Consider the following 25314-nt stretch of genomic DNA (forward strand, 5'->3'; position numbering starts at 1 on the left):
GCCTCAATAGGCTTCGTCGGCCGACAGCACGGCCGGCAGAGTGCGGATCAGAATGTAGGCGTCGAACCATAGCGACCAGTTCTCGATGTATTCGAGATCGTGCGCCACCCGGCCCTCTATCTTGGCCAGCGTGTCGGTTTCGCCGCGGTAGCCGTTAACCTGGGCCCAGCCGGTAATGCCCGGCTTGACCCGATGGCGGGCGGAATACTCCGCCACCGCGTCTTCGAACAAGACACCGGCGGCCTTGGTGGCGGTGGCGTGCGGACGCGGCCCCACCATGGACATGCTGCCGCCCAGCACATTGAGCAATTGCGGCAGTTCGTCCAGGCTGGTCTTGCGGATGAAGCGCCCGACGCGAGTCACGCGCGGGTCGCTGCGTGTGGTTTGCGCCTCGGCGTCGGCGTCGGTCCTCTCCACGTACATGGAGCGGAATTTGTAGACCTCGATCAAACGGTTGTTGTAGCCGTAGCGCCTTTGCCGGAACAGCACCGGCCCCGGCGAATCCAGCTTGATCAACAAGGCGATCAGCAACATCAGCGGCGCGGTCAGCGCCAGCGCGCAAACGGCGAGCAACACGTCCTCGCAGCGTTTGAGCAAGGGCGACCATCCCTTGAGCGGGCGCTCGGAAATATTGAACATCGGCAACCCCGCCACCGCGGTCACCCGATGATGAGCGTGCTGCAAGCCCGCCATGTCCGGCGCCAGCAGCACCGTCACCGGCAAGCGCCGCAGCAAGCTGACCAAGTCCCCCATCCGCTTGACCGCCGCCCACGGCAGCGCCACCAGGATTTGCTGCACCTCGCCCTCGCGGACCATCGTCTCCAGCCGGCGCATGCCGCCCAAATAAGGCAGGCCGGCCATGGCGTGCTGCAAGCGGTCCGAACGATCGTCCACAAAGCCGATCACGCAGGCGCGAATGTCCGCGTTCTCCCTCAGAAAGCCGGCCAGCAAATGGCCGCTGGCGGTACAACCCAGGATCACCGTGCGTTGCAGGCCCACGCCGCGACGCACCAGCCGGCGGCACCACACGTGCACCAACAAACGCTGCGCCAGCAACAAGGCCAGCGTCGCCGTAAACCAGACCGGCCACAGCCGGTCCGGCAAGGCGGCCAAGGCCGGGGACAGCCCGCGGGCCAGCCACAAGACCAAAAACAAGAGCACGCACGCCGCGGCCAAGGGCCGCAGGCGCAACTGGCGTAAAAACATGCCTCCGCCGTAAACGCCCAACGCCTGAAAAGACAACAAAGCCAGCACGCCGGCCAACAACAAGAGCTGTCCGGCCTGCCCGCGGGCCGCCGCGGCGGCCGGATCAAACAACAGCAAAATACAGCCGGGCGCCAACACCATCGCCAGATGCGTCAACCGGGCCAGCAGCCGCAGATAGGTCAAGGTCTCGGGGTAGAACTGCACCAAGCCGTCCACATTGCGAATTCGCATATTACAAACCATTAAGTTTAATTTGATTAAACAAATCCACCTTTTCAGTTTAAAATTTTGCTTTAATGTCTTTAAATCTTTTGCTAAATATCGCAGCAAAGCGCCAGCAACGCAACCAGGATTTACGCTGTACCGTGAAATCTGTTGTCAAAATGAATGTAAAGCGAAGCCCACAGGCTGACTGCGCAACGATTTATCGATTAAAATCACAAGATCAGCCTTAGTAAGGAACGATGCGATGTATCAGTCCGATTTCACCCAATTCATCAACGGCTTTCTGGAAGAACACCCGGAAGTGGACAGCCAGCGCCGCGAGCTGCGCCTGACCCTGTGGGACCGTCAATTGAACGCCGACGACCAGAAGCGCTGGAAAGAATCCCGCGTTCCGCAGCAGCCCTACGTTTACCAGCCGGAATAAAACCGGCTCCCTGCCTGACCCGACGCCCGCGCCGCGGGCGTTTCCGATTGCACTGCATACCCATGACCAGCCGCACCCTGGCGCTAGACGGCGCCTTGCACGACTACTTGCTGAACATCAGCCTCAGCGAACATCCGGTGATGCGCGAGCTGCGCGAATTCACCGCCACCCACCGCATGGCCAAAATGCAGATCGCGCCGGAACAAGGCCAGTTCATGGCCTGGCTGGCTCAACTGATCGGCGCGCGCCGCTATCTGGAGATCGGCGTGTTCACCGGCTACAGCGCGCTGGCAGTGACGCTGGCGATGCCGCAAGACGGCCGCACGCTGGCCTGCGACGTCAGCGAGACCTTCACCGCCGTCGCCCGCGACTACTGGGCCCGCGCCGGCGTCGCCGATCGCATCGAACTGGTGCTGCAACCGGCGCTCGCCACCTTGCGCGAGCAACTGGCCGCCGGCCAAGCGGGTCAGTACGACCTGGCCTTCATCGACGCGGACAAACCCGCCTACCGCGACTATTACGAAGCCTGCCTGCAACTGGTGCGCCCCGGCGGCGTGATCGCCATCGACAATATTTTCCTGTCCGGCCGCGTGGTGGAACCCAAGCCTGAAGACCCGCCCGGCGTCCACCTGATGCACGAATTCAACGCCGGCCTGAAACACGACTCGCGCATCCGCATGTGCGTGCTGCCGGTGGGGGATGGGCTGACCTTGTGCACGCGGCTGATCTAAGAACCTGTTTACGATCTGCTGCGCGTCGGCGATACGGCGTTGAAACCGAGCTCAAAATGCTCATGTACCACGAGTACATTCCGCTTTTTCGCCCGTTTTCGCCTTGTCTCGCCTTAGCTCGCGAGATCGTAAACACGTTCTAAGCGGCCCCAGGCCGGCTCGGCCATGAACTTTTCATGATCCGCCTCAGTCTGACCCGCTTAGCCGGCCCACCTGGGCCGGAGCCCGGTGTATCATGACCGCTTGCCAACGCTAACAGACGCTCCATGCTCAATCGCCGTCCCCGCCGCCAGATGAACCAGATGAACGTCGTGCCTTACATCGACGTGATGCTGGTGCTGCTGGTCATCTTCATGGTGACCGCGCCGATGTTCACGCCTGGCGTGATAGAAGTGCCCAGCGTGTCCCAAGCCGCCAGCATCGACACCCGTCCGCTGGAAGTGACCGTGGACGCCCAGGGCAAGATTCAATTGATAGACAACGACCGCAAGACCGACGTCGCCTCCGTCGCCGACCTGGCCGCGCAGATCCAGGCGCTGGGCGCGGCCGAACGCCCGGTGGCCATCTCCGCCGACGCCAACCTCAAATACGCCGAAGTGGTGCAGATCGCTGACAAACTCCACCAGGCCGGCGTCAAGCGCGTGGCGCTGACAGTCAAGCAGCAGAAGCAGGGATGATGGCCGCAGTGTCCACCTCGCCGCGTCCTTGGTCGCTGATCGTTTCGGTGCTGCTGCACGTCGCCGTGGGCGGCCTGCTGCTGTGGGGCGGCTTCCATTCCCAAACCCTGCAAGAACAGGCGCCGGTGGCGCTGGAGCTGTGGACCACCGCGCCGCCGCCGCCCGCGCCGTCCGCGGTGGCCGAACCCAAGCCCGCGCCAGTGGTGGAGCCGCCGCGTCCCGCCGTGGCGGAGCCTCCGGCCGACGTCAACCTGGGCCGCCACAAGAAACCGCCGGAGCCGCCCAAGCTCAAACCGGAACCCAAGCCTGAGCCTAAGCCGGAGCCCAAACCCGAGCCGGCGAAGAAGCCCGAACCCAAAAAAGCGGACAAACCGGCCGAGAAAAAACCGGAGGCCAAAGCGCCGCCGGCGACGGCCGCCAAGCCGCAGGCCAAACCCAAGCCGTCCAAGACCTACAATCCGGAGGCCGACGACCTGCTGGCCAGCCTGGACAGCCCCCGCGCCCACGGCAAAGCCAATGCGCGCAGCGACCAGGCCGGTTCCCCCAACGGCGTGGCCGGCGGCGCGGCCAACGGCTCGTCAACGGCCAAGGCCGGCTGGATCAGCCGGGTCAAGGCCAAAGTCACTCCGCTGGTGCAGGTGCCGCCGGAACTGAGCGGCAACCCCAAGGTAGTGTTGCAGGTCAGCCTGCTGCCCTCGCTGGAAGTGAACCGGGTTCAACTGCTGCAAAGCAGCGGCAGCAAGGCCTACGACGACGCTGTGCAAAGGGCGATCTGGGAAGCGAAAACCTTTCCGGCGCTGCCGCCCGGCGCCAATTTCAACGACGGCTACCGGCAGTTCAAAATGGAATTCCGTCCCAGGTCATAAGACGGATCAAGCACAAGCCATGATGGAACGGCTGCGGCGTCGCCTCATGCCGATAGACTGATTCGAGGGAACTAATGTCCAGCTTTAAAACTCTGTTGAATATGCTGCTCGTCACGCTGGGCCTGATGGCCGCAGGCGGCGCGCAAGCGGAAATGACTATTGAGATCGTCGGCGGCGGGGCGAATCGCCACGCCATCGCCATCGCTCCGTTCAAGGACGAGGCCAACGCCCAGGGCGGCCTGGGTCCGGTGATCAAGAACGATCTGACGATTTCCGGCGTCTTCCGCATGGTGGACGCGGCCGGCGTGGCCAATGTGCCGTTTGAGCCTGCTGACATCCGCTACCCGCTGTGGCAAGCCGCCGGCGCGCAATCCGTCGCCATCGGCAAGGTGGAGGCCGCCGGAGGCGGGCAGTTGAAAATCAGCTTCCGGCTGATGGACGTCGCGCAGAAGAAACAACTGACCGGCGGCGAATTCACCGTCACCCCGGACCGCACCCGCCAAGTGGCGCACGCGATCGCCGACATGATTTACGAGGCGATCACCGGCCAGAAAGGCTTCTTCAACACCCGCATCGTTTACGTGCTGAAGACCGGCGGCAGCTATCTCTTGCAAGTGGCGGACGTGGACGGCGGACGCGCCCAGACCATTCTGCGCTCCAGGGAGCCCATCATCTCCCCGAGTTGGAGCCCGGACGGCGGACGCATCGCCTACGTGTCGTTTGAAAGCAAGAAGCCGGTGGTCTGGGTGCAGAACTTGGCCACCGGCCAGCGTTTTGCCGCCGCCAACTTCAAGGGCAGCAACTCCGCCCCGGCCTGGAGCCCGGACGGCAGCAAGCTGGCGGTGGTGCTGACCACCAGCGGCAATTCGCAGATTTACGTGATCAACGCCAACGGCGGCGGCTCGCGCCGGCTGATGTACAACGGAGGCATCGACACCGAGCCCACATGGAGTCCGGACGGCGGCAGCCTGTACTTTGTCTCCGACCGCGCCGGCGGCCCGCAGATCTACCGCGTGTCCGCCGACGGCGGCAACGCCCAGCGCGTCACCTGGGAAGGACGCTACAACGTGTCGCCCAAGGTGTCGCCGGACGGCAAGACCCTGAGTTACATCCGTCGCGAGGGAGGCAACTTCCGCGTGATGGCGCAAGACCTGGCCACCAACGACAGCCGAGTGCTGTCGGACGGCGGCTACAACGAACGCCCAAGCTTCGCCCCCAACGGCCGCATGGTGCTGTACGCCAGCGACGCCGGCGGCAAGAGCGTGTTGTACGCCGCCACCACGGATGGCAGCAGCAAAGTGAAATTGGCCGTTATCAACGGCGATGTACAGGACCCGGCTTGGGGCCCATTTAATCGTCCTTAATTGGAGCTATTGATATGAACTGGAAACAACTCGTCCTCGGCACCGCCACCGTAACCCTGCTGGCCGCCTGCGCCAGCACCAAACCGGCCGACACCACCACTGGCACCCAGCAGCCCACCGCGCCGCAGACCACCGCGCCGGTGGACACCGGCAGCGGCAACCAGAACCAGGTGTCCGTGGATCCGCTGAACGATCCCAACAGCCCGCTGGCCAAGCGCAGCGTCTACTTCGGCTTCGACTCCTCCTCCGTCGACGCCAACGGCAAAGCGGTAGTGGAAACCCACTCCGCCTACCTGAAGCAGAACGCTGACAAAAAAGTCATCATCCAGGGCAACACCGACGCCCGCGGCAGCCGCGAATACAACCTGGCCCTGGGTCAGCGCCGCGCCGAGAGCGTGAAGAAGGCGATGGAAGTGCTGGGCGCCAAGGAAAGCCAACTGGAAGCGGTCAGCTTCGGCAAGGAAAAACCGCGCGCCACCGGCAACACCGAAGCGGACTTCGCGGAGAACCGTCGCGCCGACATCGTGTACCAAGGCCACTAAGCCCAGACCGCCGGCCCGATTCGGGGTCGGCTTTTACAGCCGGACATCGGGCGGGTGCGTTTTCACGCGCTTGCCGTTAAGATATCCGGCTGTATTCATTGCCACCCAACTCAAAAGCGTCGTCCCCTCCGGGGCGGACGGCGGGACATCCCGGGACAACCATGAAACGGCTCACCCTTTGCAGCGCGCTGCTGCTGGTCCTCACCGGCTGCGCCACCACCGGCGATCTGGAAGAAACCCGCCGCCAGCTGGACCAAGTCAACCGCCAGGCCTCCACCCGTCTCAATGAAGTGGAAAGCAAGCTTTCCAATGAAAAGTTGCTGGAAATGGTCAGCCAGCTGGAAACGATGAAGGCCGAAGTGGCCAAACTGCGCGGCGACGTGGAAGTGCTGAACTACAATCTGCAAACCACCCAAAAGCGCCAGAACGATCTGTACAACGATCTGGACGGCCGGCTGGGCCATCTGGAGAACAGCGGCGCCAAGCCCATGCCCGCCACGCACGGCGACGCCTCGGGCTCCGCGGACGGCGGCGCGGCCACCAGCCCGGATTACGACAAGGCGCTGAACTTGCTGCGCGCTCGCGACTTCGCCAAAGCCGCCGACGCGCTGCGCGGCTTCATCGAACAAAACCCGCAGGCGCCGCAAGTGGCTGAAGCCACTTACTGGCTGGGCGTGTCCCACACCGCCTTGCGCCAATACGACGCCGCCATCGACATCCACCGCCGCTTCGTCGAGCAATTTCCGGACAATCACTTCGCGCCGGAGGCCCTGCGCAATATCGGCAACTGCCAGCGCGATCTGGGCCAGATGGATCAGGCCAAAACCACTTACAAACGCCTGATCAAACTGTATCCCAAGACCGATTCCGCCCAGAAAGCGCGTCAGCAACTGGCAAAAATGTAACACCCCGGCCGGCTCCCTTCCGGCCTTCATGCCCCATTTTGACGCCAGCCCGCCGCGGCTGGCTTTGTCTTATGCGCCATATTCTCCCCCGGCAAATATCTGATTTTTCAACAAAAAATTAAAACACAAATAATTATAACCACTGGTTATCGGCACGCCGCACCAAAATAGCGCATTGCTCCGTCTTTTCCATCCGCTTCTCCTCCCGCTCCCTCTTGCCTTGTCCATGCGTTTTCTCTACCAAACATGCTTACCGCATGACAATATATTCATTCTGGGTTTAAACCCAGGATAAAAACACAAACGACAAGATATACAAAGGAGTTACCCGTGATGAGAACCACACAAGCAAGCGGAACCCAATGGTTCCGGCTTGGCGCTATCGCCGTGGGCATAGCGCTGATCGGCGGCCTCGCCGGCTGCGAAGACGACGGCAGCGGCAGCCAGCCCGGCGACGGGTCCAGCCATCATGGCGGCAGCGGCCGCCTGGCGGTGGACATCTTCGGCAACCGCGGCGGCGTGCTGACCGCAGTGCCCAGCGGCCTGTGCCTGGGCCAGCCGCGCGTGCAGTGGAGCAACGGCGCGCGCGGCTTCAGCGCCGAAGACAGCGCGCCGGACCAGCCGCTGACCGCCACCGTCAGCTGCGCGCTGACCAGCGCCAGCCAGACCCTGGTGCCGCAGAACGTGTTCAGCGCGCCGTCGGTGTTCGCCGTGCTGAAGGCGGACCGCACGCTGGCGGTCTGGGGCAGCCGCCGCCTGGGCGGCGACACTTCGGCCCTGCCCGCCCAACCCAAAAACGTAGTGGCGGTAGCCGGCAATGAACGCGCGATGGCCGCCTTGCAGGCCGACGGCACCGTCGTGGGCTGGGGCCGCGCCGGCTCCGGCGCCAGCTTCGCCGGCCCCGCGGGCATAGGCAGCACCGATGCCACTTCGCCGGTGGCGCCGCTGAGCAAAGTGTCCAAACTGTGGCCCACCAAGCGCGGCTTCGTCGCGCTCAACGGCGACGGCAGCGCCACCAGCTGGGGCAATATCGAAACCACCTTCGACGGCAACGGCGGCTCCAAATCCATCTCCTCCTACTTCGACGCCGGCCGCCTGGCCGCGCTGAAGGACGTCGCCAGCGTCAGCCACAACCTGGGCGCGGTGGCGGTGCTGAAAAAGGACGGCAGCGTGCTCGCCTTCGGCGACCCCAACTCCGGCGGCGACGCCTCGCCGCTGGCCGCCAAGCTCAACAACGTGGTCAGCATCGCCGCCACCGACTACAACTTCGCCGCACTGAAAAAAGACGGCAGTGTGGTGGTGTGGGGCCTGAACTGGGATGGCCAGACCAGCGACTACTACGACGGCAGCGAGCCGATGCCGGCCGGCGTCAGCGCCGTGCAGACCAACCTCAACGTCTTCGCCGCGCTGAAGCAGGACGGCTCGGTCGCCACCATAGGCAGCGCCTACTTCGACCGCGGCGCCGACACCGGCCCGGTGGCCGGCAACCTGGCGGGCGTGGCCAAACTCTACGCCAGCAAGACCGCCTTCGCCGCCTTGCGCAAGGACGGCAGCGTGGTCACCTGGGGCGACGGCGCCCGCAACGACGCCAGCGGCGTGCAACACCAGCTCAACCGCGTGCGCTCCATCGCCGCCACCGAACTGGCCTTCGCCGCGCTGCGCCAGGACGGCAGCGTAGTGACCTGGGGCGATGAACTGCGCGGCGGCGACAGCAGCGCGGTGCGCCACCGCCTGCGCGATGTGGTGACCGTATTCGCCAACGACTACGCCTTCGCCGCCTTGAAGGCCGACGGCAGCGTGGTCACTTGGGGCGCGCCCACCCACGGCGGCGACAGCTCCGCCGTCCGCTCGCGCCTGGTCAATATCCGCGCCATCTACAGCACCCCGCTCGGCGGCTTCCTCGCCGTGGCCAAGGACGGCAAGTTCGTCGCCTGGGGCAGCCCGTCCGCCGGCGGCAACGCGCCGGCCGGTCTTGCCGCCATCCCCTACGTCAAGAACTAAGTCCCCGACGCATTGGAGCAACAGAACATGAACCGCAAGAACTCGCTATCCCTGCTGATCGCCGCGCTGCTGGCCGGCGCCGGCGCTGAAATCGCGGCGGCCGCGCCCTCCGCCGCCGGCATCACCGGCATCATCGTCAAATACCACAGCGTCTCCCAGCTGCAACTGACCCAGGCGCGCATCGCCAACGGCGGCCGCGCGCCGTCCAGCCGCCCGGCGGATTTCGCCGCCCGCACCCAACGCGTGCAGCAACTGAGCGGCAGCCCGCTGCAATTCCATCATCAGATGGGCACCGGCGCCTATGTCTACCAAAGCGGCAAAGCGCTGAGCGTGGCCGAGGCCCAGACCCTGGCGCGCAAAATCCAGCAAGACCCGGCGGTGGAATACGCCGAGCCGGACTTCGTCATGAGCCCCAACTATCTGCCCAGCAGCCCGCTATACGCCGGCAAGCAATGGGATATGCAGGCCAGCGCCGGCGAACCGGGCGCGATGAACCTGCCCGCCGCCTGGGACCTGTCGCTGGGCGCCGGCGTCACAGTGGCGGTGCTAGACACCGGCTACCGTCCGCACGCGGACCTCAAGCCCAACCTGCTGGAGCCGGGCTACAACTTCATCTCCGACCCCAAACGCGCCCGCCTGCCCGCCGTGGCACAAACCAACGCCGACGGCAGCCCGCTCTTGGACAGCAACGGCCAGCCGGTGCAAAGCGCGCGCACCAACAACGGCCTGGACCAAGGCGACTACAGCGACGGCAGCCTGTGCCGCGCCGGCAATAGCAGCTGGCACGGCACCCACGTGGCCGGCACCATCGCCGCGGCCGCCGGCGACGCCAACGGCCTGACCGGCGTGGCGCCCAAGGCCAAGTTGCTGCCGTTGCGCGTGTTGGGCCAGTGCGGCGGCGCCAGCTCGGACATCGCCGACGCCATGCTGTGGGCGGTGGGCGCCACCGTGCCCGGCACGCCGATCAACGCCAATGTGGCGCGGGTGCTGAGCATGTCGCTGGGCGGGGCCCAGCCTTGCAGCCGCACCTATCGCGATGCCATCCAGCAGGTCAACGCCCGCAACGGCGTGGTGGTGGTGGCCGCCGGCAACGCGATGAAGAATGTGCGCAACACCAACCCGGCCAGCTGCCCCGGCGTGATCACCGTGGCCTCCAACGGCAAATCCGGCGGCATCGCCTCCTACTCCAACTACGGCGCGATCACCACCGTCACCGCGCCGGGCGGCGACCTCAACAGCGGCGACCCCGGCATCTACTCCACGCTGAACAGCGGCACTACCGTGCCCGGCGCCGACAGCTACGCCGCCTTCCAGGGCACCTCGATGGCCACGCCCCACGTCGCCGGCCTGGTGGCGCTGATGCTGTCCTCCAACCCCAGCCTCAACTGGAAAGCGGTGCGCAACATCCTGATCAAGACCGCGCGCCCACCGGCGGCGGACTGCGAAGGATGCTCCGCCGGCATCACCGACGCCGCCGCCGCGGTGCGCGCGGCCAAACTCAACTAAACATAGCCTCTCCCCGCACACGGGAGCGCTCTACCGTCGCGGGTCCGGTTCCGGCCTGACCCGCGGCGGTCTTTTTGTCGCCGCCCCGCTTCAGTATCATTGGCTTTCCGCCCATCCTCCGCGAGCCCGCCATGCCCCTGCCCGATACCCTCACCCTGGCCGCCTTCGCCCTGCTGGCTTTGGCCCTGCTGGCGGAAAGCCTGCGCCTGCGCTGGCCGTCGCGTCTGGCCGCGCTCAGCAGCGCCGGCGTCGCCGTCGCATGCGGCCTGGTGCAGCCCTTGGGCGCGGCGGCCCTCATCGCCGCCCTCGCCGTCAGCCTGGCCGCGCGCCACTACCGGCGGCCGGAGCTGTGGCTGGTCTGGATCGCGCTGCTGCTGGCGCTGGCGCTGCACGCCCTGCCCGGCTTCGACAACCCCTTGCTGTGGCAGGGCCTGAGCACGCCCAACAGCGCGCCCTACCGGCTTTACTGGAGCTACGACAAGGGCGCCGCCGGCTGGCTGCTGTTGATGGTGCTGAGCGCCAGCCCGCAGGTGGAGCGACGCTGGGGCCCGCCCGCCGCCGGCGTCGGCGCGCTGCTGCTGCTGATCGTGCTGGGCCTGGCCAGCGTGGCCGGCGTCATCGCCTGGGCGCCGAAGTTGCCGCACTGGCTGCTGCCCTGGTTGTTCGCCAACTTCTTCCTGGTCTCGCTGGCCGAGGAAGCCTTCTTCCGCGCCGGCCTGCAACGCTGGCTGGAGCTGCGCACCGAACCCTTCGCCGCCTTGATGGCCGCCTCCGTGGCCTTCGGCCTGGTCCACGTCGCCGGCGGCTGGGTCTGGGTCGGCCTCGCCACCCTGGCCGGCCTGGGTTACGGCCTGGTTTACGCCGCCACCCGCCAGGTCTTGTGGGCGGTGCTGGCCCATGTCGCTTTCAACGCTGTACACCTGATTCTGTTCACTTATCCGCGGCTGATGTGATATGCCCTAAGTACCTTGATGTCAAAATAAAAAACCATAACGGCAGCAGGCCCCAATCGGGTAAAATCACGGCTTTAGCCTCAACCAGCGAGCTTCTCCGCCATGATTGAAGTCGGCATCGTGATGGGTAGCAACAGCGATTGGGAAGTCATGCAGAACGCCGCCCGCGTGCTCAAGGACTTCGGCATCGCCTGTGAAACCCGCGTCGTCTCCGCCCACCGTACTCCCGACCTGCTGTTCGAATACGCAGAAACCGCTGCCGAGCGCGGCCTGAAGGCCATCATCGCCGGAGCCGGCGGCGCCGCGCACCTGCCGGGCATGCTGGCCGCCAAGACCCACCTGCCGGTGCTGGGCGTGCCGGTGCCGTCCAAATACCTGCGCGGCGAGGATTCGCTGCTCTCCATCGTGCAAATGCCCAAGGGCATCCCGGTGGCCACCTTCGCCATCGGCGAGGCCGGCGCCGCCAACGCCGCGCTGTTCGCCGTGGCCATGCTGGCCGCCACCCGCCCGGAACTGGCGGAACAGCTGATCGCCTTCCGCCGCAAGCAAGAAGAAACCGTGCTGGCGATGACCTTGCCGGAGATCGAATAATGTCCGCCATCCTGCCCCCGGCAATGCTGGGCATCCTGGGCGGCGGCCAATTGGGCCGCATGTTCGCCGTGGCCGCCAAGACCATGGGCTACCGCGTCACCGTGCTGGACCCGGACGAAGCCGCGCCGGCGGCGGACTTCGCCGACCGCCACCTGTGCGCGCCGTTCAACGACCCCGCCGCGCTGGAAGACCTGGCCAAAAGCTGCGCCGCCGTCACCACCGAATTCGAAAACGTCAACGCCGACGCCATGCGCGTCCTGGCCAAGACCACCCGCGTATCGCCGTCCGGCGACTGCGTCGCCATCGCTCAGGACCGCATCGCGGAAAAAGCCTGGATCGCCAAGGCCGGCTTGCCCACCGCTCCGTATCTGGCCATCCAGAGCGTGGAGGACATTCAGGTTGAGCTCGCGCCCTACCTGCCCGGCATCCTGAAAACCGCGCGCCTGGGCTATGACGGCAAGGGCCAGGTACGGGTCGGCACCGCGGAAGAAGCGCGCGCCGCCTACGCCAATCTGGGCGGCCAGGCCTGCGTGCTGGAAAAGATGCTGGACCTGCAACTGGAAGTGTCCGCCATCGTCACCCGAGTCAGCGCCACTCAGAGCGCGGTGTTCCCGGTGGCCGAGAACATCCACGCCGGCGGCATTCTGGACGAATCCATCGTGCCGGCGCGCATCAAACCGGCGCTGGCGGCCGAAGCGCAGAGCATGGCGATGCGGCTGGCCGAGGCGCTGGACTACGTTGGCGTGCTGGCGGTGGAATTCTTCGTGCTGGCAGACGACAGCCTGGTGGTCAACGAGATAGCCCCACGGCCGCACAACTCCGGCCACTACACGCTCACCGCCTGCCTCACCGACCAGTTCCAGCAACAGGTGCGCGCAATGTGCGGCCTGCTGCCGGGCCGCACCGACCTGCTCAGCCCGGTGGTGATGGTCAACCTGCTGGGCGATGTGTGGAAGGACAACGGCGGCCAGCCCAACTGGGACGTGCTGGCGGAAGCGCCCAACGCCCAACTGCATCTGTACGGCAAGAAAAGCGCGCGCCCCGGCCGCAAGATGGGCCACTTCAATGTGATGGCGGCCACGGCCGACGAAGCCTTGGACCAGGCCCGGGCCTTGAAGGATACGTTGTAAGCACATGGCGAAGCCTAAGAACCCGTTCAATGTCTGCTGCGCGTCGGCGATACCGCGTTGAAAACGGCTTCAGAATGCTCATGTACCACATGTACATTCCGCTTCTTCAGCCGTTTTCGCCTTGTCTCGCTCTAGCTCGCTAAACTTTGAACAGGTTCTTACAGGGCTTCGCCATTTTTTCGCCATGACACTGAACGGCCTCAATCACCTGACCCTGGCGGTGCGCGATCTGGAGCGCGCCTGGGACTTCTACGCCCTCACCCTGGGCTGCCGTCCCCACGCGCGCTGGGACGGCGGCGGCTATCTGAGCCTTAACGGCCTGTGGCTGTGTCTGTCCTTGGACCCGGCCGCCGCGCCAGCCCCCGGCTACACCCACTACGCCTTCGGCGTGGACGCCGCCGACTTCCCGGCCTGGCGCGAGCGCCTGGCCGCCGCCGGCGTCCGCCAATGGCGGGACAACCGCAGCGAGGGCGACTCGCTCTACTTCCTGGACCCGGACGGCCATCAGCTTGAGCTGCACGTCGGCACGCTGGCCTCGCGGCTGGACGCCTGCCGCGCCCAGCCTTACGCCGGCATGCGCTTCTTCGACGAGGCCCCGGCATGAACGCCGACATCGCCGCGCTGCGCGCCGGACTGAGCGCCGCCGCCGTTCCCGGCAAGGCCGCGCCGATGCGCTCCTATATGCGCGAGCAGTTCGACTATCTCGGCGTGCCCACGCCGGTGCGCCGCAAAGTGTCCACGCCCTGGATCCGCGCGCTGAAGACCCAATCCGCGGAACACTGCCTGGATCTGGCCGAACAACTGTGGCGGCAGCCGGAGCGCGAATTCCAGTACGCGGCGGTGGACCTGCTGACCGCGCGCGCCGAGGAACTACCGGCCGCCAGCCTGCCGCGGCTGCTGACGCTGGCCGCCGCCAAGCCCTGGTGGGACTGCGTGGACGGCTTGGCCGCCTGGGTGGTCGGCGCGCTGGTACGCCGACACCCGGACTTGCAACACGATATAGACGCGCTCAGCGGCGACGCCGACTTCTGGCTGCGCCGCGTCGCCATCCTGCACCAGCTGCGCTGGAAAGCCGACACCGACGCCGAACGCCTGTTCCGCTACTGCGCCGCTAATGCCGGCGACGCCGAATTCTTCATCCGCAAGGCCATAGGCTGGGCCTTGCGCGAATACGCTTACACCGACGCCAGCGCCGTGCGCGCCTTTGTCGCGGCCACGCCGCTATCCGGGCTCAGCCGGCGCGAAGCCTTGAAACACATTGCCCGCTCCACCGAGGATTTCCGATGACCGGACTCAACACCACCCAACTGACCAGCTTGAAGAAAATCTACTCCGGCAAGGTCCGCGACCTGTACGAGATCGACGACAAGCGCATGCTGATGATCGCCACCGACCGGCTGTCCGCCTTCGACGTGATCCTGGACGACCCCATTCCCGGCAAGGGCCAGATCCTCACCGCCATCTCCAACTTCTGGTTCGACAAGCTCAAAGACCTGGTGCCCTGCCACCTGACCGGCGACGCGCCGGAAGACGTGGTCTCCGCCGCCGACCTGCCGCAAGTGACCGGCCGCGCCGTAGTGGCCAAGCGCCTGAAGCCGGTGCCGATCGAAGCCGTGGTGCGCGGCTACCTGGCCGGCTCCGGCTGGAAGGAATACCGCCAGAGCGGCACCGTCTGCGGACTGGCGCTGCCTGCCGGCCTGCGCGAAGCCGACAAGCTGCCCGAACCCATCTTCACCCCGTCCACCAAGGCGGCGGTGGGCGACCACGACGAAAACATCAGCTACCAGCGCTGCGAGGAAATCGTCGGCGCCGAGCTGGCCGCCCAGGTGCGCGACACCGCGATCAAGCTCTACCGCGCCGCCGCCGAATTCGCCGCCAGCCGCGGCATCATCATCTGCGACACCAAGTTCGAGTTCGGCCTGGACGAGAACGGCGTGCTGACGCTGATGGACGAGGCGCTGACCCCGGACTCCAGCCGCTTCTGGCCGGCTGACAGCTATGCGCCGGGCGGCAACCCGCCGTCCTTCGACAAGCAGTTCGTCCGCGACTGGCTGGAAGCCTCCGGCTGGGACAAGCAGGCGCCGGCACCGACGGTGCCGCTGGAAGTGCGCGAGAAGACCGCGGCGAAATATAAAGAAGCGCTGGACAGGCTGACCGCCTAAGCCCCTGTTTACCTTGCCGGGTACTTTCGAATCCGCTTCGCGGATAATGATTTAGGGCCGGTTCCGCCCGGCAAACGGAAAGGGAGATTTGCGCGGCCAAATCTCCCTTTACCCTAAAGGCCGCCCTGCAAGCCTGGCCTACGGCTTCCCGCCGGGACCCGTCAGGCCCGAGGCGCGGCTGAACTCGCAGCGCGCTAACGTCGCGCTGCTCGAACAGGCAGCCGCTTAAGACCTCGGGCCTGCCACCCGTCGGCAGGCTTGAAGGGAGTTAGGGCGCGTCGAATACGCGGTTTCCTGAGTATTGAATAATGTTTCAAAGCACTGCCGAAAAATCGTAAACACATTCTCCGGACCAGTTCCAAGCCCCGCCCTAGCGGGGCTTGCTTTTTGCCGCGTTTCATATGACATTGGCGACTCAATCCCGCGACAGGAAACCCCGATGAAAACCGCCCTGCTGATCATCGACGTGCAAAGCGGCATGTTCGACAATGAACCCCGCGCCGACCAGGCCGACGCCGTCATCGCCCGCCTCAATCAACTGGCCGCCGCCGCCCGCGCGGCCGGAACGCCGGTGGTCTGGGTTCAACACGAACGCGCCAGCGCGCCGCTGATCCACGGCTCGGCGGAATGGCAGCTGGCCCGCGGCCTGGACGCCCAGCCGGACGACCACTACCTGCGCAAGACCACGCCGGACTCCTTCCTGCGCACCGGCCTGCATCAGCAACTGCAACAATGGGGCGTCGGCCAACTGGTCATCGCCGGCTACGCCAGCGAATTCTGCATCGACACCACCACCCGCAGCGCGGCGGCCCACGGATACGCCATCATCCTGGCCAGCGACGCGCACACCACCCACGACAAGGACCACGCCAGCGCCGCCCAAATCCGCGCCCATGAAAACGCCACTCTGCCCAAGCTGGGCAGCTTCGGCGTGCCCATCCTGCTGCGCGCGGCGGCTGAGATCGCCTTTCCCGCCAGCGCCTGACCCGCCCCGCATGCCCATCGCCCAGCCCACCCTCAGCACGCCGCGCTTGCTGCTCTTGCCGGCGCAGCCCGCGCTGGCGCGCGCGATGCTGGACTTCCACGTCCGCAACCGTCAGCACTTCGAACCCTGGGACCCCAAGCCCGGCGACATGTTTTACACCGAGCTGTACTGGACCATGCAGCTGCGCCAGCGCGCCCGCGACTGGGAAGAAGGCCGCGGCGGCCGCTTCCTGCTGGCACTGCACGCCGAGCCGGAACGGGTGATAGGCAGCGTCGGCCTCAGCAACATCAGCCGCGGCGCCTTCCAGTCCTGTCATCTGGGCTATGGGCTGGATCAGCACTGCCAGGGCCAGGGCCTGATGCGCGAAGCGCTGGAAGCGGTGATACGCTGCGCCTTCGACACCCTCAGGCTGCACCGGGTCCAGGCCAACTACCAGCCGCACAATCTGCGCAGCGCCGGCCTGCTCAAACGGCTGGGCTTCGAGGTCGAAGGCCACGCCAAGAACTACCTCTACCTGAACGGCGGCTGGCGCGACCACGTGCTGACCTCGCGGCTCAATCCGGACTTCGACCCGGAGCACATGCTGGCCTGAGCATCCGGCCGCAATCGCCTCCGTCGGCCGGCGGGCTCAAGACGTGACGGCTTCCAGCCTCTCCATCGCCCCCTGCAAACGCTGCTGTAAAGGCTCCAGCAAGGCCCACAGCGCCTTGCCGCGCACTTTCGCGTTTTCAGTGTGGCGCAGCATCAACAGCACCGCGCCCAAGGCCTCGCTGCATTGACGCAGCTCTTCGGCGATATCGTCGTAATGCTCACAGCAACGGGCTAGATGAATCAGAACGGGATCGATGGTGGAAAGCGCGGTATTTTCCGAACGCAGACCTTGCAGATGTTTGACGGTCTTGATCAGACGGCTGGCCGCAGGGAGAGCGGCTGGAGATTCAGCGGCCTCCTTGGATGGAGGCGGTTTTGCAAGCAGGGACAGAACTGACAATATCGGCATGACGGGCTCCTACTGAACAGAGCGCCTGCCACCCCGCTTCCAATCAAGATGGGCAGGCATATGGCAGGGTTGGAAGACAGGCGAGTAGGAGCCAGCAGGCCAAAGGCCTCCCTGCCATAACCTGCCCTGATGGGCGCAACTATAGCGTGGCGAGGGATGATAAATCCCTCCTACTCAATTCAGGCTTCCATTCCTGATGCCGCGCTTTATGAAACGGCACGCGGCTCATGTTGCCCACCCTGCTAGGCCTGGTCAAGCGCGGCGCGTCCCCGCGTGACCCGAAACCCTGCGCCCCACTCCAATAACGGCGACAGCGCCAGGACATTTGGATAGCGCTTGCCAGCATCACCGCGCCATGTTTTGCTGTGAAGCCGCCGCTCCACCGCAACCCTGATGCCGCGGCGTAGTCAAAACAGGCCATAAAAGGGCTCACCGCCATGCAAACCTTCCAACTGAACGCCGACGACGGGGAAACCCTGCACGCCGCCTGCTGGCTGCCGGACGGCGCGCCGCGCGCCGTGGTGCTGATCTCCCACGGCATGAGCGAATACGCGGTGCGCTACCACCGCTTCGCCCAAACGCTGACCGCCGCCGGCTACGCGGTCTACGCCCACGACCACCGCGGCCACGGCGCCGCGCCGCGCTTGCGCGGCCATTTCGCCGCCGAGAATGGCTGGGACAAGGTAGTGGCCGACGTGGAGACCCTGCGCCGCCATGCCGCCGAGCAACATCCCGGCCTGCCGGTGGCGCTGTTCGGCCACAGCATGGGCTCCTTCATTGCCCGCGCCTATTTCTTGCGCCACGGCGCGGCGCTGTCCGGCCTGGCGCTGTCCGCCACCGGCTACCGCCAACGCCCGCTGGCCTGGCTGCTGCGCGGCCTGGCGCGGCTGGTGGCCCGCTTCGGCAGCCCGGAACGGCCAAGCCGGCTGCTGGCGCGGCTGATTTTCGGCAGCTTCAACCTGGGCTTTCTGCCCGCCCGCACCGGCATGGACTGGCTGAGCCGCGACCCGGCGGAAGTGGACAAATACCTGGCGGACCCATTGTGCGGCTTCGACCCCTGCCCCGGCCTGTGGATAGATTTGTTCGGCGGCATTATCGCCATGGAACGCGGCGAGGCGAGCGGCGACAGCCTGCCGCGCCGCTGTCCGGTCTGGCTGCTGGCCGGCAGCCGCGACCCGGTCAGCCTGGGCAAGCTGGGGCTGGGCCAGCTGGAAATCCGCTACCGCGAGGCCGGCCTGCTGGACGTGCAAACCACGGTCTACCCCGGCGGCCGCCACGAAATGCTGAACGAAACCAACCGCGTGGAAGTGGAGCAAGACATGCTGCGCTGGTTGGAGCGGATTAGCGTGCAGCCGGTCAGTACAGGCTGAGAACCTGTTCATAGTCTGCTGCGCGTCGGCGATACGGCGTTGAAAACACCTTCGAAATGCTCATGTACCACGCGTACATTCCGCTTTCTCAGCCGTTTCCGCCTTGTCTCGCCTTAGCTCGCGAGACTTTGAACAGGCTCTACGCCTGAGAATGTCCGCCGCGCTTCGGCGGGACAGTTAGACAGGAGCATTGAAACCAGCTCCCAAGCGCGCCGCCGCGAATTGGACTAAAATCCGGCGATTCGTTTTTCGCAGGAGGCCGCCATGAGCCTGATTCCCGAGATCAAACCACAGCAATCGCTGGAACTGCTCAAAGAGCTGCACATCCTGACCCGCGACGGCAAGATCAACCAGGACACCCGCCGCAAGCTGAAACAGGTTTACCACCTGTACCAGTTCATCGAGCCGCTAATGGCCGACGTGCTGGCGGAAAAAGGCGAGATGAGCCTGGCCGACCACGGCGCCGGCAAGTCCTACCTGGGCTTCATCCTTTACGACCTGTTCCTGAAGGACAAGGCCGCCGGCAGCGTCTACGGCATCGAAACCCGGCCGGAACTGGTCAGCCGCTCGCAAGAGCTGGCCGCCCGCCTGGGCTTCGAACGCATGGGCTTTTTGAACCTGAGCGTGGAACAGTCGATCACCTCGGACCAATTGCCGCAGCAGGTGGACATCATCACCGCGTTGCACGCCTGCAATACCGCCACAGACGACGCCATCCGCTTCGCACTGGCCAAGAACGCGCGCTACATCGTGCTGGTGCCTTGCTGCCAGGCGGAAGTGGCCGGCGTGCTGCGCCAAAAGAAAAACCAGAGCTTCGGCCTGACCCCGCTGTCCGAAATGTGGCGCCACCCCATCCACACCCGCGAGTTCGGCAGCCATCTGACCAATGTGCTGCGCTGCCTGCAGTTGGAAGCGCGCGGCTATCAGCTCACCGTCACCGAGCTGGTGGGCTGGGAGCACTCGATGAAGAACGAGCTGATCATCGCCAAGTACACCGGCCAGCGCAAAAACAGCGCGCGCGAACGCCAGGAGGCGATTCTGAAAGAGCTGAACCTGGAAGACCTGCGCGAGCGCTTCGTATACTAAAAACCGCGTCAAAGTGCGCTGCGTTCCGCGACGCCATCTCCCTATGGGATTCCCGCGTGGGTATCGCTACGCTCCACCCACCCTACCTATAACGAGCAATCGCTCCTAGGGTGGGGGAGCCGCAAAAATACCCCTCTCCCGTCACTGACACCCGTCGCCTCGGCCCGTTTCCGGGCCCTGAGCATAATGGGAGCGACGCACCCGGACCGCCCCGCGCGGCCGGTCCCGCCCCCGCCCGCTTCTCCTCCCGCCTCAGATTCTTTCGAGCGTTTCTCCGCGTCCGCCGGGGGCCCTTCCCAGGAGCCCGACATGAATATCAGCGCCAATGGCGTCAAACTGATCCAGCAATTCGAAGGCCTGCGTCTCAAGGCCTACCAGGACGCGGTGGGCGTCTGGACCATAGGCTACGGCCACACCGGTCCGGACGTGACGCCGGGCCTGGTCATCAGCCAGGCCCAGGCCGACGCACTGCTGGCGCGCGATCTGAGCCGCTTCGAAGCCGGCGTCACCCGGCTGGCCGCGGTGCCGCTGAACCAGAACCAGTTCGACGCGCTGGTCAGCTTCAGCTACAACCTGGGCCTGGGCTCGCTGCAAAACTCCACGCTGCTGCGCCTGCTCAATCAGCGCGACTACGCCGGCGCCGCCGCTCAGTTCCCGCGCTGGAACAAGGCCGGCGGCAAGGTCCTGCCCGGCCTCACCCGCCGCCGCGCGGCGGAGCAGGCGCTGTTTCTGCAGCCGGTCTGAGCGAGTGGTATGAGCCATGAAAAAAGCCCAAGCGGATGCTTGGGTTTTTTTTGCGCAACGCGGCAGGCTACACCACGCTTGGGCCATGTCTTATTGCGGCGACTGCACCAGTTGGGACTCTTTCACCCCTTTTTGACCTTCGGCCTCGTCAACGCTCTGCAGCTTGTTGCGAGCGTACATTACGCCCATCTTCACTTCTTGCCAAACGTAGTAGATCTTGCCGGCCACCATGTCCATGGTCAGGCTGGAGTCGTTCTCGGCCTTGCCCACCAGCGTATGCGAGCCTGGCTCCAGATCGGCCATGATGTAAGTTTTGGACACGGTGTCGCCCAGAGCCTTGTTGTCGGCCAGCACGTTCATTTTTACTGCGGCGCCCATCGCTTCGTTGCGGTAGATGTAGACGCGGGCCTTATTGGGCTGGGTGTTGAACTGCTTGGCCTGGGCGTCAGCCTCGGGCGTGGCCAGTGTGGTGGAGGCGCAGCCGGACAGCAGCGCCAGCAGAGAAGCAGCGGCAAATAGTTTTTTCACGGAAAGTTCTTTCTTATATTCAAACGGTATGGCGGCGGGGATTCTACATGCAAATATTCCGCCTCGCATCCATACATTTTCACTTTCCAGCCATACCTAAACGACCTCGCAAGCCCAACTCAATCCTCATCCGCCAACACCGTCTCGCCATCGCGCTGCGCCAGCGTGAAACGGCGCAGTGGCCGGTGGCGCGCGATCAGCTCCGCCAAGCGCGGCGAATGGTTACCCACAGCTGGCTGTGGCGGTCGGCCTCGGCGATCAGCCGCGCCAAGGCCGGCAGCAAGTCCGGGTGCAGGCTGTTTTCCGGCTCGTTCAAGGCCATGAAGGCCGGCGGGCGCGGGCTGAGCAAGCCCACCGCCAGGCACAGGAAGCGCAGGGTGCCGTCGGACAATTCGGCCGCCTCCAGCGGCCGCAGGATGCCGTCGCGCTGCATCAGCATCTGGAAACGGCCATGCAGCGCCTCCGCCTGGAAGCGGCTGTCCGGAAACGCGTCGGCCAGCACGCTGCGCAGCAATTCGACGTCGCCGATCTCCACAATGGTCTGGAAGGCCGCCGCCAGATTGCCGCCGTCGTGCGCCAGCACCAGCGAGCGGATGCCCACTTGCGGCGCGCGCGGCGGCGAGCCGGGCCACACCGCGAACTCATGGTAGAAACGCCAGCGCCGCAGCGTCTCCCGCACTTGCGACACCTCGGGATAAAGATGCGGCTCAGCCAATTGGCCGAACACCGACTCCTCGGCCTGCAGGCCCAATGGATAGGTGGTCCTGACCCCGTCCACGCTGGTGAGAAAGGCGCTCTGATTGCGCCGCTCCAGCACCTGGGCCGAGGGACGGCGGCCCTGGCCGGCCAGCCACAGCGTTTCCTCCTTCACCAATGGGTCCAGCGAGAACAGGCTGCGGCTGGGTTCGGGGTAGCCCAGCTGCAATTCGTAGTCGTAGTCGGCCAGCCGCGCCGCCAACGTCATGCGCTTGGGCTCGCCCTTGCGGTCGCCGCGGCGCAGGCCGCCGGCCCACATCGCCTTCTGGATGCCGCCCTCTTCCGCCAAGGCCGCGGACAGGCGACCGCAAGCGGCCTCGTGCAGCAGGCGCACCGCCTTGTAGAGATTGGATTTGCCGCAGCCGTTGGGCCCGACGACGACGTTGAGCGGCTCCAGCTCCAGCCGCAGTTGGCGAATGGAACGGAAGCCCTTGAGGCTGAGCTCGTGAATGGACATGGCGGCTCCGGTGACGACGGAGCCGCCATTCTAGCGCGGACGCGCCGGTTTACTGCAGCGCCTGGTTGATCACCATGGCGATGCGCGCGCCGGCCTTGACCAGCTGCTGTTTGACCAGCTGAGCGCCGGCGGTCTGGTAGGTGCGGTCCAGGTAGGCCACGTCGCTGGGCGCGCTGCCGCAGCTGAAGTTGGACAGCGGGCCGTAGACCTCGCTGCGCGCGTACTGATTGGATTCCTTGATCCAGTCATTGACCTGCCCGCTCTGCCAGCCGGCGATGTTGCGCGCGTAGTACTTGAGGTTCTGCGTCGCCCAGCTCTGCTCGTTGGCGCCGCTCAAGGCCTGCTGCACCAGGGCGGTGTCCCACACCGAATGCAGATTGCCGGTCTTGTTGCTGCCGGCCAGCCGCGTCTTGACGTCGTTGCCGCCGCGGTCGTGGTTGTCGGCCGCGTGCAGCGGCTGATGGAGGTCGCCGATCATGTGCAGCAAGAAGGTCAGCGCCTGGGCGCGGGCGGACTTGCTGGCGCTCTTGTCGGCCAGCACCTTGCTGTAGCGCGTGATCTGATTGGACGCGCAGTTGCCGCTGGGGCAATCGTCCTCTTCCACGCCGTCGCACACCGGTTCGTCGTTGTAATGCCATTGATCCGAGCCCGGCAGCTGCTGCTTCAATTCCTGCTTGTGCTGGTCCATGTACAGGGCCAGCTGGGCGAAGTCCGCGTTGGGGATCAACTGATTGACCGCGGCCTTGGCCTGAGGGCTCAACAGTTGCTGGGCGACGTAGCCGGTGACGCGGTGGCCTTCCTGACCCCAGGCCAGCGCCTGGGCGCTGGGCAGCGCGAAGGCGGCGGACAACAACAGGGCGAGCGTAAATTTCTTCATGACGGTTTCTCTTGTGATTGTGATGGACCGCGGCCGGCAAAATGCCGCCCGCTTTTATGGCGAACGCATATTACCTGAAAATCATTAAATTAAAATGCCATTAAGATTTCCCCTGAAGATAAACCGCGGGCGCAAAAAAAGCCCGGCATCGCCGGGCTGGGTGTCTGCTATCCGTTGCGGAATCAGTCGGTACCGTACTTGGGAGAGTACGGGCCGTATAGCAGGCCGCCGTTATAGCCGGTGCTGAACAGCCGCTGGCTGGTGATGCCGGCCACATCGTGGCTGGCATCGGTGGCGGTGTTGATGATCTGCTTCAAGGCCGCGGTCACCAGAATGCCCACCAGGCCGCCGGAGTTATTGTTATTGCCTTCGTTGTTGGAAGCCGAGGCGGAGCCGGTCCACAGCACCGCGCCGGTCTTCAGGTCCACCATCTTGGCGCTGGCGGACACGATGGTGTCGCTGCTGATCACGCTGTAGCTGGTGCCGTACTTGCTCACCGTCACGTACAAGGCCGCATCCGCGCCGAAGATGTCCTTCAACTTGGCCGGCGCCACGCCGTGGATGTCCGAAGCCGTGCTCATGCCGTTCTGCTTGAAGGTTTCTTCCACCAGCGTCACCGGCAGCACATAGTAGCCGGCTTCCGCCAGCGGCATGGTCACTTGCGACAGCATGCTGAGGCTGGCGGCCACTTCCGGCGATTCGTTCAGCGGCGGCAGCACCAGGATGGAGCGCGGACGGCTTTGCTTGTACGCGGTGTAGTCGTAGGGCTTGGGAGTGGCGCAGCCGGTGGCCAGCGCCGCGATGGCCAGGCAGGCCAGCCATTGGGCAATGCGTTTGATCATGATGCGGTCTTTCACTTCTTGGCTTTCTTCAGCAGGAAGTCCATGTAGGCGGCGGATTCCGGAAACAGCTGCTTCTCGGTCTGGAACTGCTGGACCATCTGATCGTCCTTGCCCAGGTTGGCGTACAACATGCCCAGATGGGCATGGTAGCCCGGCGGCGGGGTCTTGCCGCTGGAACGGATTTTCTGCAGATCGCGCTCCAGCGCGGTGACTTGCTCTTCGGCCGCCGCGCCCTTGAAGTGCTGGTACACCTGAGGCTGGTAGCTTTCCCACTGGTACAGCGAGCTTTGACTGGCGCAGCCGGTCAACAATGCGCCGCCCAGCAGGGCCAGCGCCAATAGCGGCGTTTTCGCCATCTTGTGTTTCATGATGTTCAATCTTGCAATAGCTAGCACGGACGGGCCGCAAGGTCCGTCCTGCAATCATTCGAGGCTTGCTTAACGCTTAAAGCCGTTAACAAAACCTCGCAGAGAACCTGAGCCAAGGCGCGCCGACGCAGGCAGTACCAGTAGTACGACAAGGAGGCGCAACGCAGGATCAGGGGTTTTGTTAGCCGGTCTTATTTGGCGGGCTGCCAGGCGCCGGAATCTATGGCCGCGGTCAGCTTGTTCACCGCCTCGCGCATCGCCAGGTCCAGCACTTTGCCGTTCAGCGTGGAGTCATAGCTGGCGGTGCCGCCGAAGCCGATGATTTCGCGGTTGGACAGGCTGTATTCGCCGGCGCCCTGAGTGGAGTACACCACTTCCGAGGTGGCCACCTTGACGATGTTGAGGTTGACCTTGGCGTAAGCGATCTGCTGCTTGCCACGGCCGAGGATGCCGAACAGCTGATGGTCGCCCACTTCCTTGCGGCCAAATTCAGTCACATCGCCGGTCACCACATAGGTGGCGCCCTTGACCGCCTGCGCCTGCTTGCTGAACGCGGCTTCCTGCTTCATTTCTTCCAGGTTGTCGCGGTCCAGCACATTGAAGCGGTTGGTCTGCTGCAGGTGAGTGATCAGGATGGTCTTGGCCTGGCCGCCCAGACGGTCCACGCCATCCGAGAAAATGCCGCGCATATAGCTGGAACGGTTGTCGAACTTGCCCACCGCGATGGGGGAGCGCGGTCCGGCGTAAGGCTTGCCGGCGGTTTCCACCTGGGCAACCGTCAGCGCGCGCGAGCTTTCAGTCGCGCAGCCGCTCAGCCCCGCGGCCGCCGCCATGGCGAGTACCAGGCATTTCTTTGCGATCTTCATTGTTATTCTCTCAAGACATCCAACACAGAAAGTCGAACATCATACTTATCGCCCCGCGCGGGGTCGACGCAATTTATGCCAAAACAGCAACGGCTTATGTCCTCTAAACCAAGTCTAGCCAGTGTGTGTAAGCTGCTCCTAACGCCGCTGCG

Annotated in this window: 28 protein-coding genes; 20 read left to right on the forward strand and 8 right to left on the reverse strand. The window is 65.0% G+C overall.

What is annotated here, in order from left to right:
- Positions 1–3: 3 nt before the first annotated feature.
- Positions 4–1437: an undecaprenyl-phosphate glucose phosphotransferase gene (locus tag MOV80_RS19700; protein WP_043592469.1), complete on the reverse strand. Its 1434-nt coding sequence runs from the start codon at positions 1435–1437 to the stop codon at positions 4–6.
- A 238-nt stretch (positions 1438–1675) separates the two neighbouring features.
- On the opposite strand from MOV80_RS19700, the gene MOV80_RS19705 reads away from it, so the two are divergent.
- The 17 genes from MOV80_RS19705 (at position 1676) to MOV80_RS19785 (ending at position 16860) form a co-directional block, all read left to right on the forward strand.
- Positions 1676–1855 (forward strand): DUF3460 family protein, encoded by a 180-nt coding sequence (locus MOV80_RS19705; RefSeq protein ID WP_019101069.1) that lies wholly within the window; start codon positions 1676–1678, stop codon positions 1853–1855.
- A 62-nt stretch (positions 1856–1917) separates the two neighbouring features.
- A complete protein-coding gene (locus MOV80_RS19710; protein ID WP_019101068.1) occupies positions 1918–2586 on the forward strand; it encodes a class I SAM-dependent methyltransferase in 669 nt (222 codons plus the stop codon).
- A gap of 266 nt (positions 2587–2852) precedes the next feature.
- Positions 2853–3263 carry a biopolymer transporter ExbD gene (locus MOV80_RS19715; protein ID WP_043592471.1) on the forward strand — a complete coding sequence of 137 codons (411 nt, stop codon included), beginning with the start codon at positions 2853–2855 and terminating at the stop codon, positions 3261–3263.
- Positions 3260–4129 (forward strand): cell envelope integrity protein TolA, encoded by an 870-nt coding sequence (locus tag MOV80_RS19720; protein WP_118266303.1) that lies wholly within the window; start codon positions 3260–3262, stop codon positions 4127–4129. Before MOV80_RS19715 ends, MOV80_RS19720 begins: the two co-directional genes overlap by 4 nt.
- Positions 4130–4203: 74 nt before the next feature.
- Positions 4204–5493 carry a Tol-Pal system beta propeller repeat protein TolB gene (gene tolB / locus MOV80_RS19725; protein ID WP_019102117.1) on the forward strand — a complete coding sequence of 430 codons (1290 nt, stop codon included), beginning with the start codon at positions 4204–4206 and terminating at the stop codon, positions 5491–5493.
- A gap of 14 nt (positions 5494–5507) precedes the next feature.
- Positions 5508–6035 (forward strand): peptidoglycan-associated lipoprotein Pal, encoded by a 528-nt coding sequence (pal, locus tag MOV80_RS19730; protein WP_118266300.1) that lies wholly within the window; start codon positions 5508–5510, stop codon positions 6033–6035.
- Between the two features lie 161 nt (positions 6036–6196).
- Entirely contained in the window at positions 6197–6940 is a 744-nt protein-coding gene (gene ybgF / locus MOV80_RS19735; protein ID WP_019102119.1) for a tol-pal system protein YbgF, read from the forward strand.
- Positions 6941–7273: 333 nt separating this feature from the next.
- Positions 7274–8941 (forward strand): hypothetical protein, encoded by a 1668-nt coding sequence (locus MOV80_RS19740; RefSeq protein WP_081950375.1) that lies wholly within the window; start codon positions 7274–7276, stop codon positions 8939–8941.
- A gap of 27 nt (positions 8942–8968) precedes the next feature.
- Positions 8969–10447 carry a S8 family peptidase gene (locus MOV80_RS19745; RefSeq protein WP_161523034.1) on the forward strand — a complete coding sequence of 493 codons (1479 nt, stop codon included), beginning with the start codon at positions 8969–8971 and terminating at the stop codon, positions 10445–10447.
- Positions 10448–10578: 131 nt separating this feature from the next.
- Positions 10579–11400, forward strand: coding sequence for a CPBP family intramembrane glutamic endopeptidase (locus MOV80_RS19750; RefSeq protein ID WP_249605412.1), 822 nt, complete (start codon positions 10579–10581; stop codon positions 11398–11400).
- 102 nt (positions 11401–11502) lie between these two features.
- On the forward strand, positions 11503–11991 hold the full coding sequence (purE, locus tag MOV80_RS19755; RefSeq protein ID WP_019102123.1) for a 5-(carboxyamino)imidazole ribonucleotide mutase: 489 nt from the start codon (positions 11503–11505) through the stop codon (positions 11989–11991).
- Positions 11991–13121 carry a 5-(carboxyamino)imidazole ribonucleotide synthase gene (locus MOV80_RS19760; protein ID WP_043592475.1) on the forward strand — a complete coding sequence of 377 codons (1131 nt, stop codon included), beginning with the start codon at positions 11991–11993 and terminating at the stop codon, positions 13119–13121. Before purE ends, MOV80_RS19760 begins: the two co-directional genes overlap by 1 nt.
- Positions 13122–13305: 184 nt before the next feature.
- Positions 13306–13725: a fosfomycin resistance glutathione transferase gene (locus MOV80_RS19765; protein WP_249605413.1), complete on the forward strand. Its 420-nt coding sequence runs from the start codon at positions 13306–13308 to the stop codon at positions 13723–13725.
- Positions 13722–14408 (forward strand): DNA alkylation repair protein, encoded by a 687-nt coding sequence (locus tag MOV80_RS19770; protein ID WP_249605414.1) that lies wholly within the window; start codon positions 13722–13724, stop codon positions 14406–14408. Before MOV80_RS19765 ends, MOV80_RS19770 begins: the two co-directional genes overlap by 4 nt.
- Entirely contained in the window at positions 14405–15283 is an 879-nt protein-coding gene (locus MOV80_RS19775) for a phosphoribosylaminoimidazolesuccinocarboxamide synthase (protein WP_249605415.1), read from the forward strand. Before MOV80_RS19770 ends, MOV80_RS19775 begins: the two co-directional genes overlap by 4 nt.
- Before the next feature lie 439 nt (positions 15284–15722).
- The gene (locus tag MOV80_RS19780; protein ID WP_019103408.1) at positions 15723–16268 is read left to right on the forward strand and encodes a cysteine hydrolase family protein; all 546 of its coding nucleotides are present in this window, start codon (positions 15723–15725) and stop codon (positions 16266–16268) included.
- A 10-nt stretch (positions 16269–16278) separates the two neighbouring features.
- Entirely contained in the window at positions 16279–16860 is a 582-nt protein-coding gene (locus MOV80_RS19785) for a GNAT family N-acetyltransferase (protein WP_043592479.1), read from the forward strand.
- Between the two features lie 36 nt (positions 16861–16896).
- Here MOV80_RS19785 and MOV80_RS19790 read toward each other — a convergent pair whose 3' ends face one another.
- Positions 16897–17268 carry a DUF1484 family protein gene (locus MOV80_RS19790; RefSeq protein WP_019103410.1) on the reverse strand — a complete coding sequence of 124 codons (372 nt, stop codon included), beginning with the start codon at positions 17266–17268 and terminating at the stop codon, positions 16897–16899.
- Between the two features lie 437 nt (positions 17269–17705).
- Here MOV80_RS19790 and MOV80_RS19795 point away from each other — a divergent pair, with 437 nt between their 5' ends.
- The 3 genes from MOV80_RS19795 (at position 17706) to MOV80_RS19805 (ending at position 20468) form a co-directional block, all read left to right on the forward strand.
- Positions 17706–18638 carry an alpha/beta hydrolase gene (locus tag MOV80_RS19795; protein ID WP_161523032.1) on the forward strand — a complete coding sequence of 311 codons (933 nt, stop codon included), beginning with the start codon at positions 17706–17708 and terminating at the stop codon, positions 18636–18638.
- Between the two features lie 264 nt (positions 18639–18902).
- Positions 18903–19724 (forward strand): SAM-dependent methyltransferase, encoded by an 822-nt coding sequence (locus MOV80_RS19800; protein WP_048416074.1) that lies wholly within the window; start codon positions 18903–18905, stop codon positions 19722–19724.
- A 309-nt stretch (positions 19725–20033) separates the two neighbouring features.
- Positions 20034–20468 carry a lysozyme gene (locus MOV80_RS19805; protein WP_107731377.1) on the forward strand — a complete coding sequence of 145 codons (435 nt, stop codon included), beginning with the start codon at positions 20034–20036 and terminating at the stop codon, positions 20466–20468.
- 90 nt (positions 20469–20558) lie between these two features.
- Here the strand turns inward: MOV80_RS19805 and MOV80_RS23500 are convergent, their stop codons facing one another.
- From MOV80_RS23500 to MOV80_RS19835, 6 genes are all read right to left on the reverse strand, one after another.
- Positions 20559–20996: a DUF2846 domain-containing protein gene (locus MOV80_RS23500; RefSeq protein ID WP_211104331.1), complete on the reverse strand. Its 438-nt coding sequence runs from the start codon at positions 20994–20996 to the stop codon at positions 20559–20561.
- A gap of 196 nt (positions 20997–21192) precedes the next feature.
- The gene (locus MOV80_RS19815) at positions 21193–22209 is read right to left on the reverse strand and encodes an AAA family ATPase (protein ID WP_249605416.1); all 1017 of its coding nucleotides are present in this window, start codon (positions 22207–22209) and stop codon (positions 21193–21195) included.
- Positions 22210–22258: 49 nt separating this feature from the next.
- Positions 22259–23086, reverse strand: a complete 828-nt coding sequence (locus MOV80_RS19820) for a S1/P1 nuclease (protein ID WP_107731380.1) — start codon at positions 23084–23086, stop codon at positions 22259–22261.
- Positions 23087–23268: 182 nt separating this feature from the next.
- A complete protein-coding gene (locus tag MOV80_RS19825) occupies positions 23269–23928 on the reverse strand; it encodes a DUF799 domain-containing protein (RefSeq protein ID WP_039756123.1) in 660 nt (219 codons plus the stop codon).
- An 11-nt stretch (positions 23929–23939) separates the two neighbouring features.
- On the reverse strand, positions 23940–24296 hold the full coding sequence (locus MOV80_RS19830) for a DUF4810 domain-containing protein (protein WP_039756122.1): 357 nt from the start codon (positions 24294–24296) through the stop codon (positions 23940–23942).
- 191 nt (positions 24297–24487) lie between these two features.
- Complete coding sequence (locus tag MOV80_RS19835) at positions 24488–25162, reverse strand: CsgG/HfaB family protein (RefSeq protein WP_107731381.1); 675 nt, start codon at positions 25160–25162, stop codon at positions 24488–24490.
- Positions 25163–25314: the final 152 nt, after the last annotated feature.

It is taken from the genome of Chromobacterium sp. IRSSSOUMB001 (assembly GCF_023507765.1).
GTDB lineage: Bacteria > Pseudomonadota > Gammaproteobacteria > Burkholderiales > Chromobacteriaceae > Chromobacterium > Chromobacterium haemolyticum.

What these genes read in the sequence shown, in the direction of transcription:
- MOV80_RS19745 (WP_161523034.1), top strand. Translation starts at nt 8,969, where the DNA reads ATGAACCGCAAGAACTCGCTATCCCTGCTGATCGCCGCGCTGCTGGCC.
- MOV80_RS19825 (WP_039756123.1), bottom strand. Translation starts at nt 23,928, where the DNA reads ATGATCAAACGCATTGCCCAATGGCTGGCCTGCCTGGCCATCGCGGCG.
- MOV80_RS19750 (WP_249605412.1), top strand. Translation starts at nt 10,579, where the DNA reads ATGCCCCTGCCCGATACCCTCACCCTGGCCGCCTTCGCCCTGCTGGCT.
- MOV80_RS19770 (WP_249605414.1), top strand. Translation starts at nt 13,722, where the DNA reads ATGAACGCCGACATCGCCGCGCTGCGCGCCGGACTGAGCGCCGCCGCC.
- MOV80_RS19820 (WP_107731380.1), bottom strand. Translation starts at nt 23,086, where the DNA reads ATGAAGAAATTTACGCTCGCCCTGTTGTTGTCCGCCGCCTTCGCGCTG.
- MOV80_RS19700 (WP_043592469.1), bottom strand. Translation starts at nt 1,437, where the DNA reads ATGCGAATTCGCAATGTGGACGGCTTGGTGCAGTTCTACCCCGAGACC.
- MOV80_RS19715 (WP_043592471.1), top strand. Translation starts at nt 2,853, where the DNA reads ATGCTCAATCGCCGTCCCCGCCGCCAGATGAACCAGATGAACGTCGTG.
- MOV80_RS19835 (WP_107731381.1), bottom strand. Translation starts at nt 25,162, where the DNA reads ATGAAGATCGCAAAGAAATGCCTGGTACTCGCCATGGCGGCGGCCGCG.
- tolB (WP_019102117.1), top strand. Translation starts at nt 4,204, where the DNA reads ATGTCCAGCTTTAAAACTCTGTTGAATATGCTGCTCGTCACGCTGGGC.
- MOV80_RS19815 (WP_249605416.1), bottom strand. Translation starts at nt 22,209, where the DNA reads ATGTCCATTCACGAGCTCAGCCTCAAGGGCTTCCGTTCCATTCGCCAA.
- MOV80_RS19830 (WP_039756122.1), bottom strand. Translation starts at nt 24,296, where the DNA reads ATGAAACACAAGATGGCGAAAACGCCGCTATTGGCGCTGGCCCTGCTG.
- purE (WP_019102123.1), top strand. Translation starts at nt 11,503, where the DNA reads ATGATTGAAGTCGGCATCGTGATGGGTAGCAACAGCGATTGGGAAGTC.
- MOV80_RS19780 (WP_019103408.1), top strand. Translation starts at nt 15,723, where the DNA reads ATGAAAACCGCCCTGCTGATCATCGACGTGCAAAGCGGCATGTTCGAC.
- MOV80_RS19790 (WP_019103410.1), bottom strand. Translation starts at nt 17,268, where the DNA reads ATGCCGATATTGTCAGTTCTGTCCCTGCTTGCAAAACCGCCTCCATCC.
- MOV80_RS19775 (WP_249605415.1), top strand. Translation starts at nt 14,405, where the DNA reads ATGACCGGACTCAACACCACCCAACTGACCAGCTTGAAGAAAATCTAC.
- pal (WP_118266300.1), top strand. Translation starts at nt 5,508, where the DNA reads ATGAACTGGAAACAACTCGTCCTCGGCACCGCCACCGTAACCCTGCTG.
- ybgF (WP_019102119.1), top strand. Translation starts at nt 6,197, where the DNA reads ATGAAACGGCTCACCCTTTGCAGCGCGCTGCTGCTGGTCCTCACCGGC.
- MOV80_RS19705 (WP_019101069.1), top strand. Translation starts at nt 1,676, where the DNA reads ATGTATCAGTCCGATTTCACCCAATTCATCAACGGCTTTCTGGAAGAA.
- MOV80_RS19760 (WP_043592475.1), top strand. Translation starts at nt 11,991, where the DNA reads ATGTCCGCCATCCTGCCCCCGGCAATGCTGGGCATCCTGGGCGGCGGC.
- MOV80_RS19805 (WP_107731377.1), top strand. Translation starts at nt 20,034, where the DNA reads ATGAATATCAGCGCCAATGGCGTCAAACTGATCCAGCAATTCGAAGGC.
- MOV80_RS19795 (WP_161523032.1), top strand. Translation starts at nt 17,706, where the DNA reads ATGCAAACCTTCCAACTGAACGCCGACGACGGGGAAACCCTGCACGCC.
- MOV80_RS19710 (WP_019101068.1), top strand. Translation starts at nt 1,918, where the DNA reads ATGACCAGCCGCACCCTGGCGCTAGACGGCGCCTTGCACGACTACTTG.
- MOV80_RS19740 (WP_081950375.1), top strand. Translation starts at nt 7,274, where the DNA reads ATGAGAACCACACAAGCAAGCGGAACCCAATGGTTCCGGCTTGGCGCT.
- MOV80_RS19720 (WP_118266303.1), top strand. Translation starts at nt 3,260, where the DNA reads ATGATGGCCGCAGTGTCCACCTCGCCGCGTCCTTGGTCGCTGATCGTT.
- MOV80_RS19765 (WP_249605413.1), top strand. Translation starts at nt 13,306, where the DNA reads ATGACACTGAACGGCCTCAATCACCTGACCCTGGCGGTGCGCGATCTG.
- MOV80_RS19800 (WP_048416074.1), top strand. Translation starts at nt 18,903, where the DNA reads ATGAGCCTGATTCCCGAGATCAAACCACAGCAATCGCTGGAACTGCTC.
- MOV80_RS19785 (WP_043592479.1), top strand. Translation starts at nt 16,279, where the DNA reads ATGCCCATCGCCCAGCCCACCCTCAGCACGCCGCGCTTGCTGCTCTTG.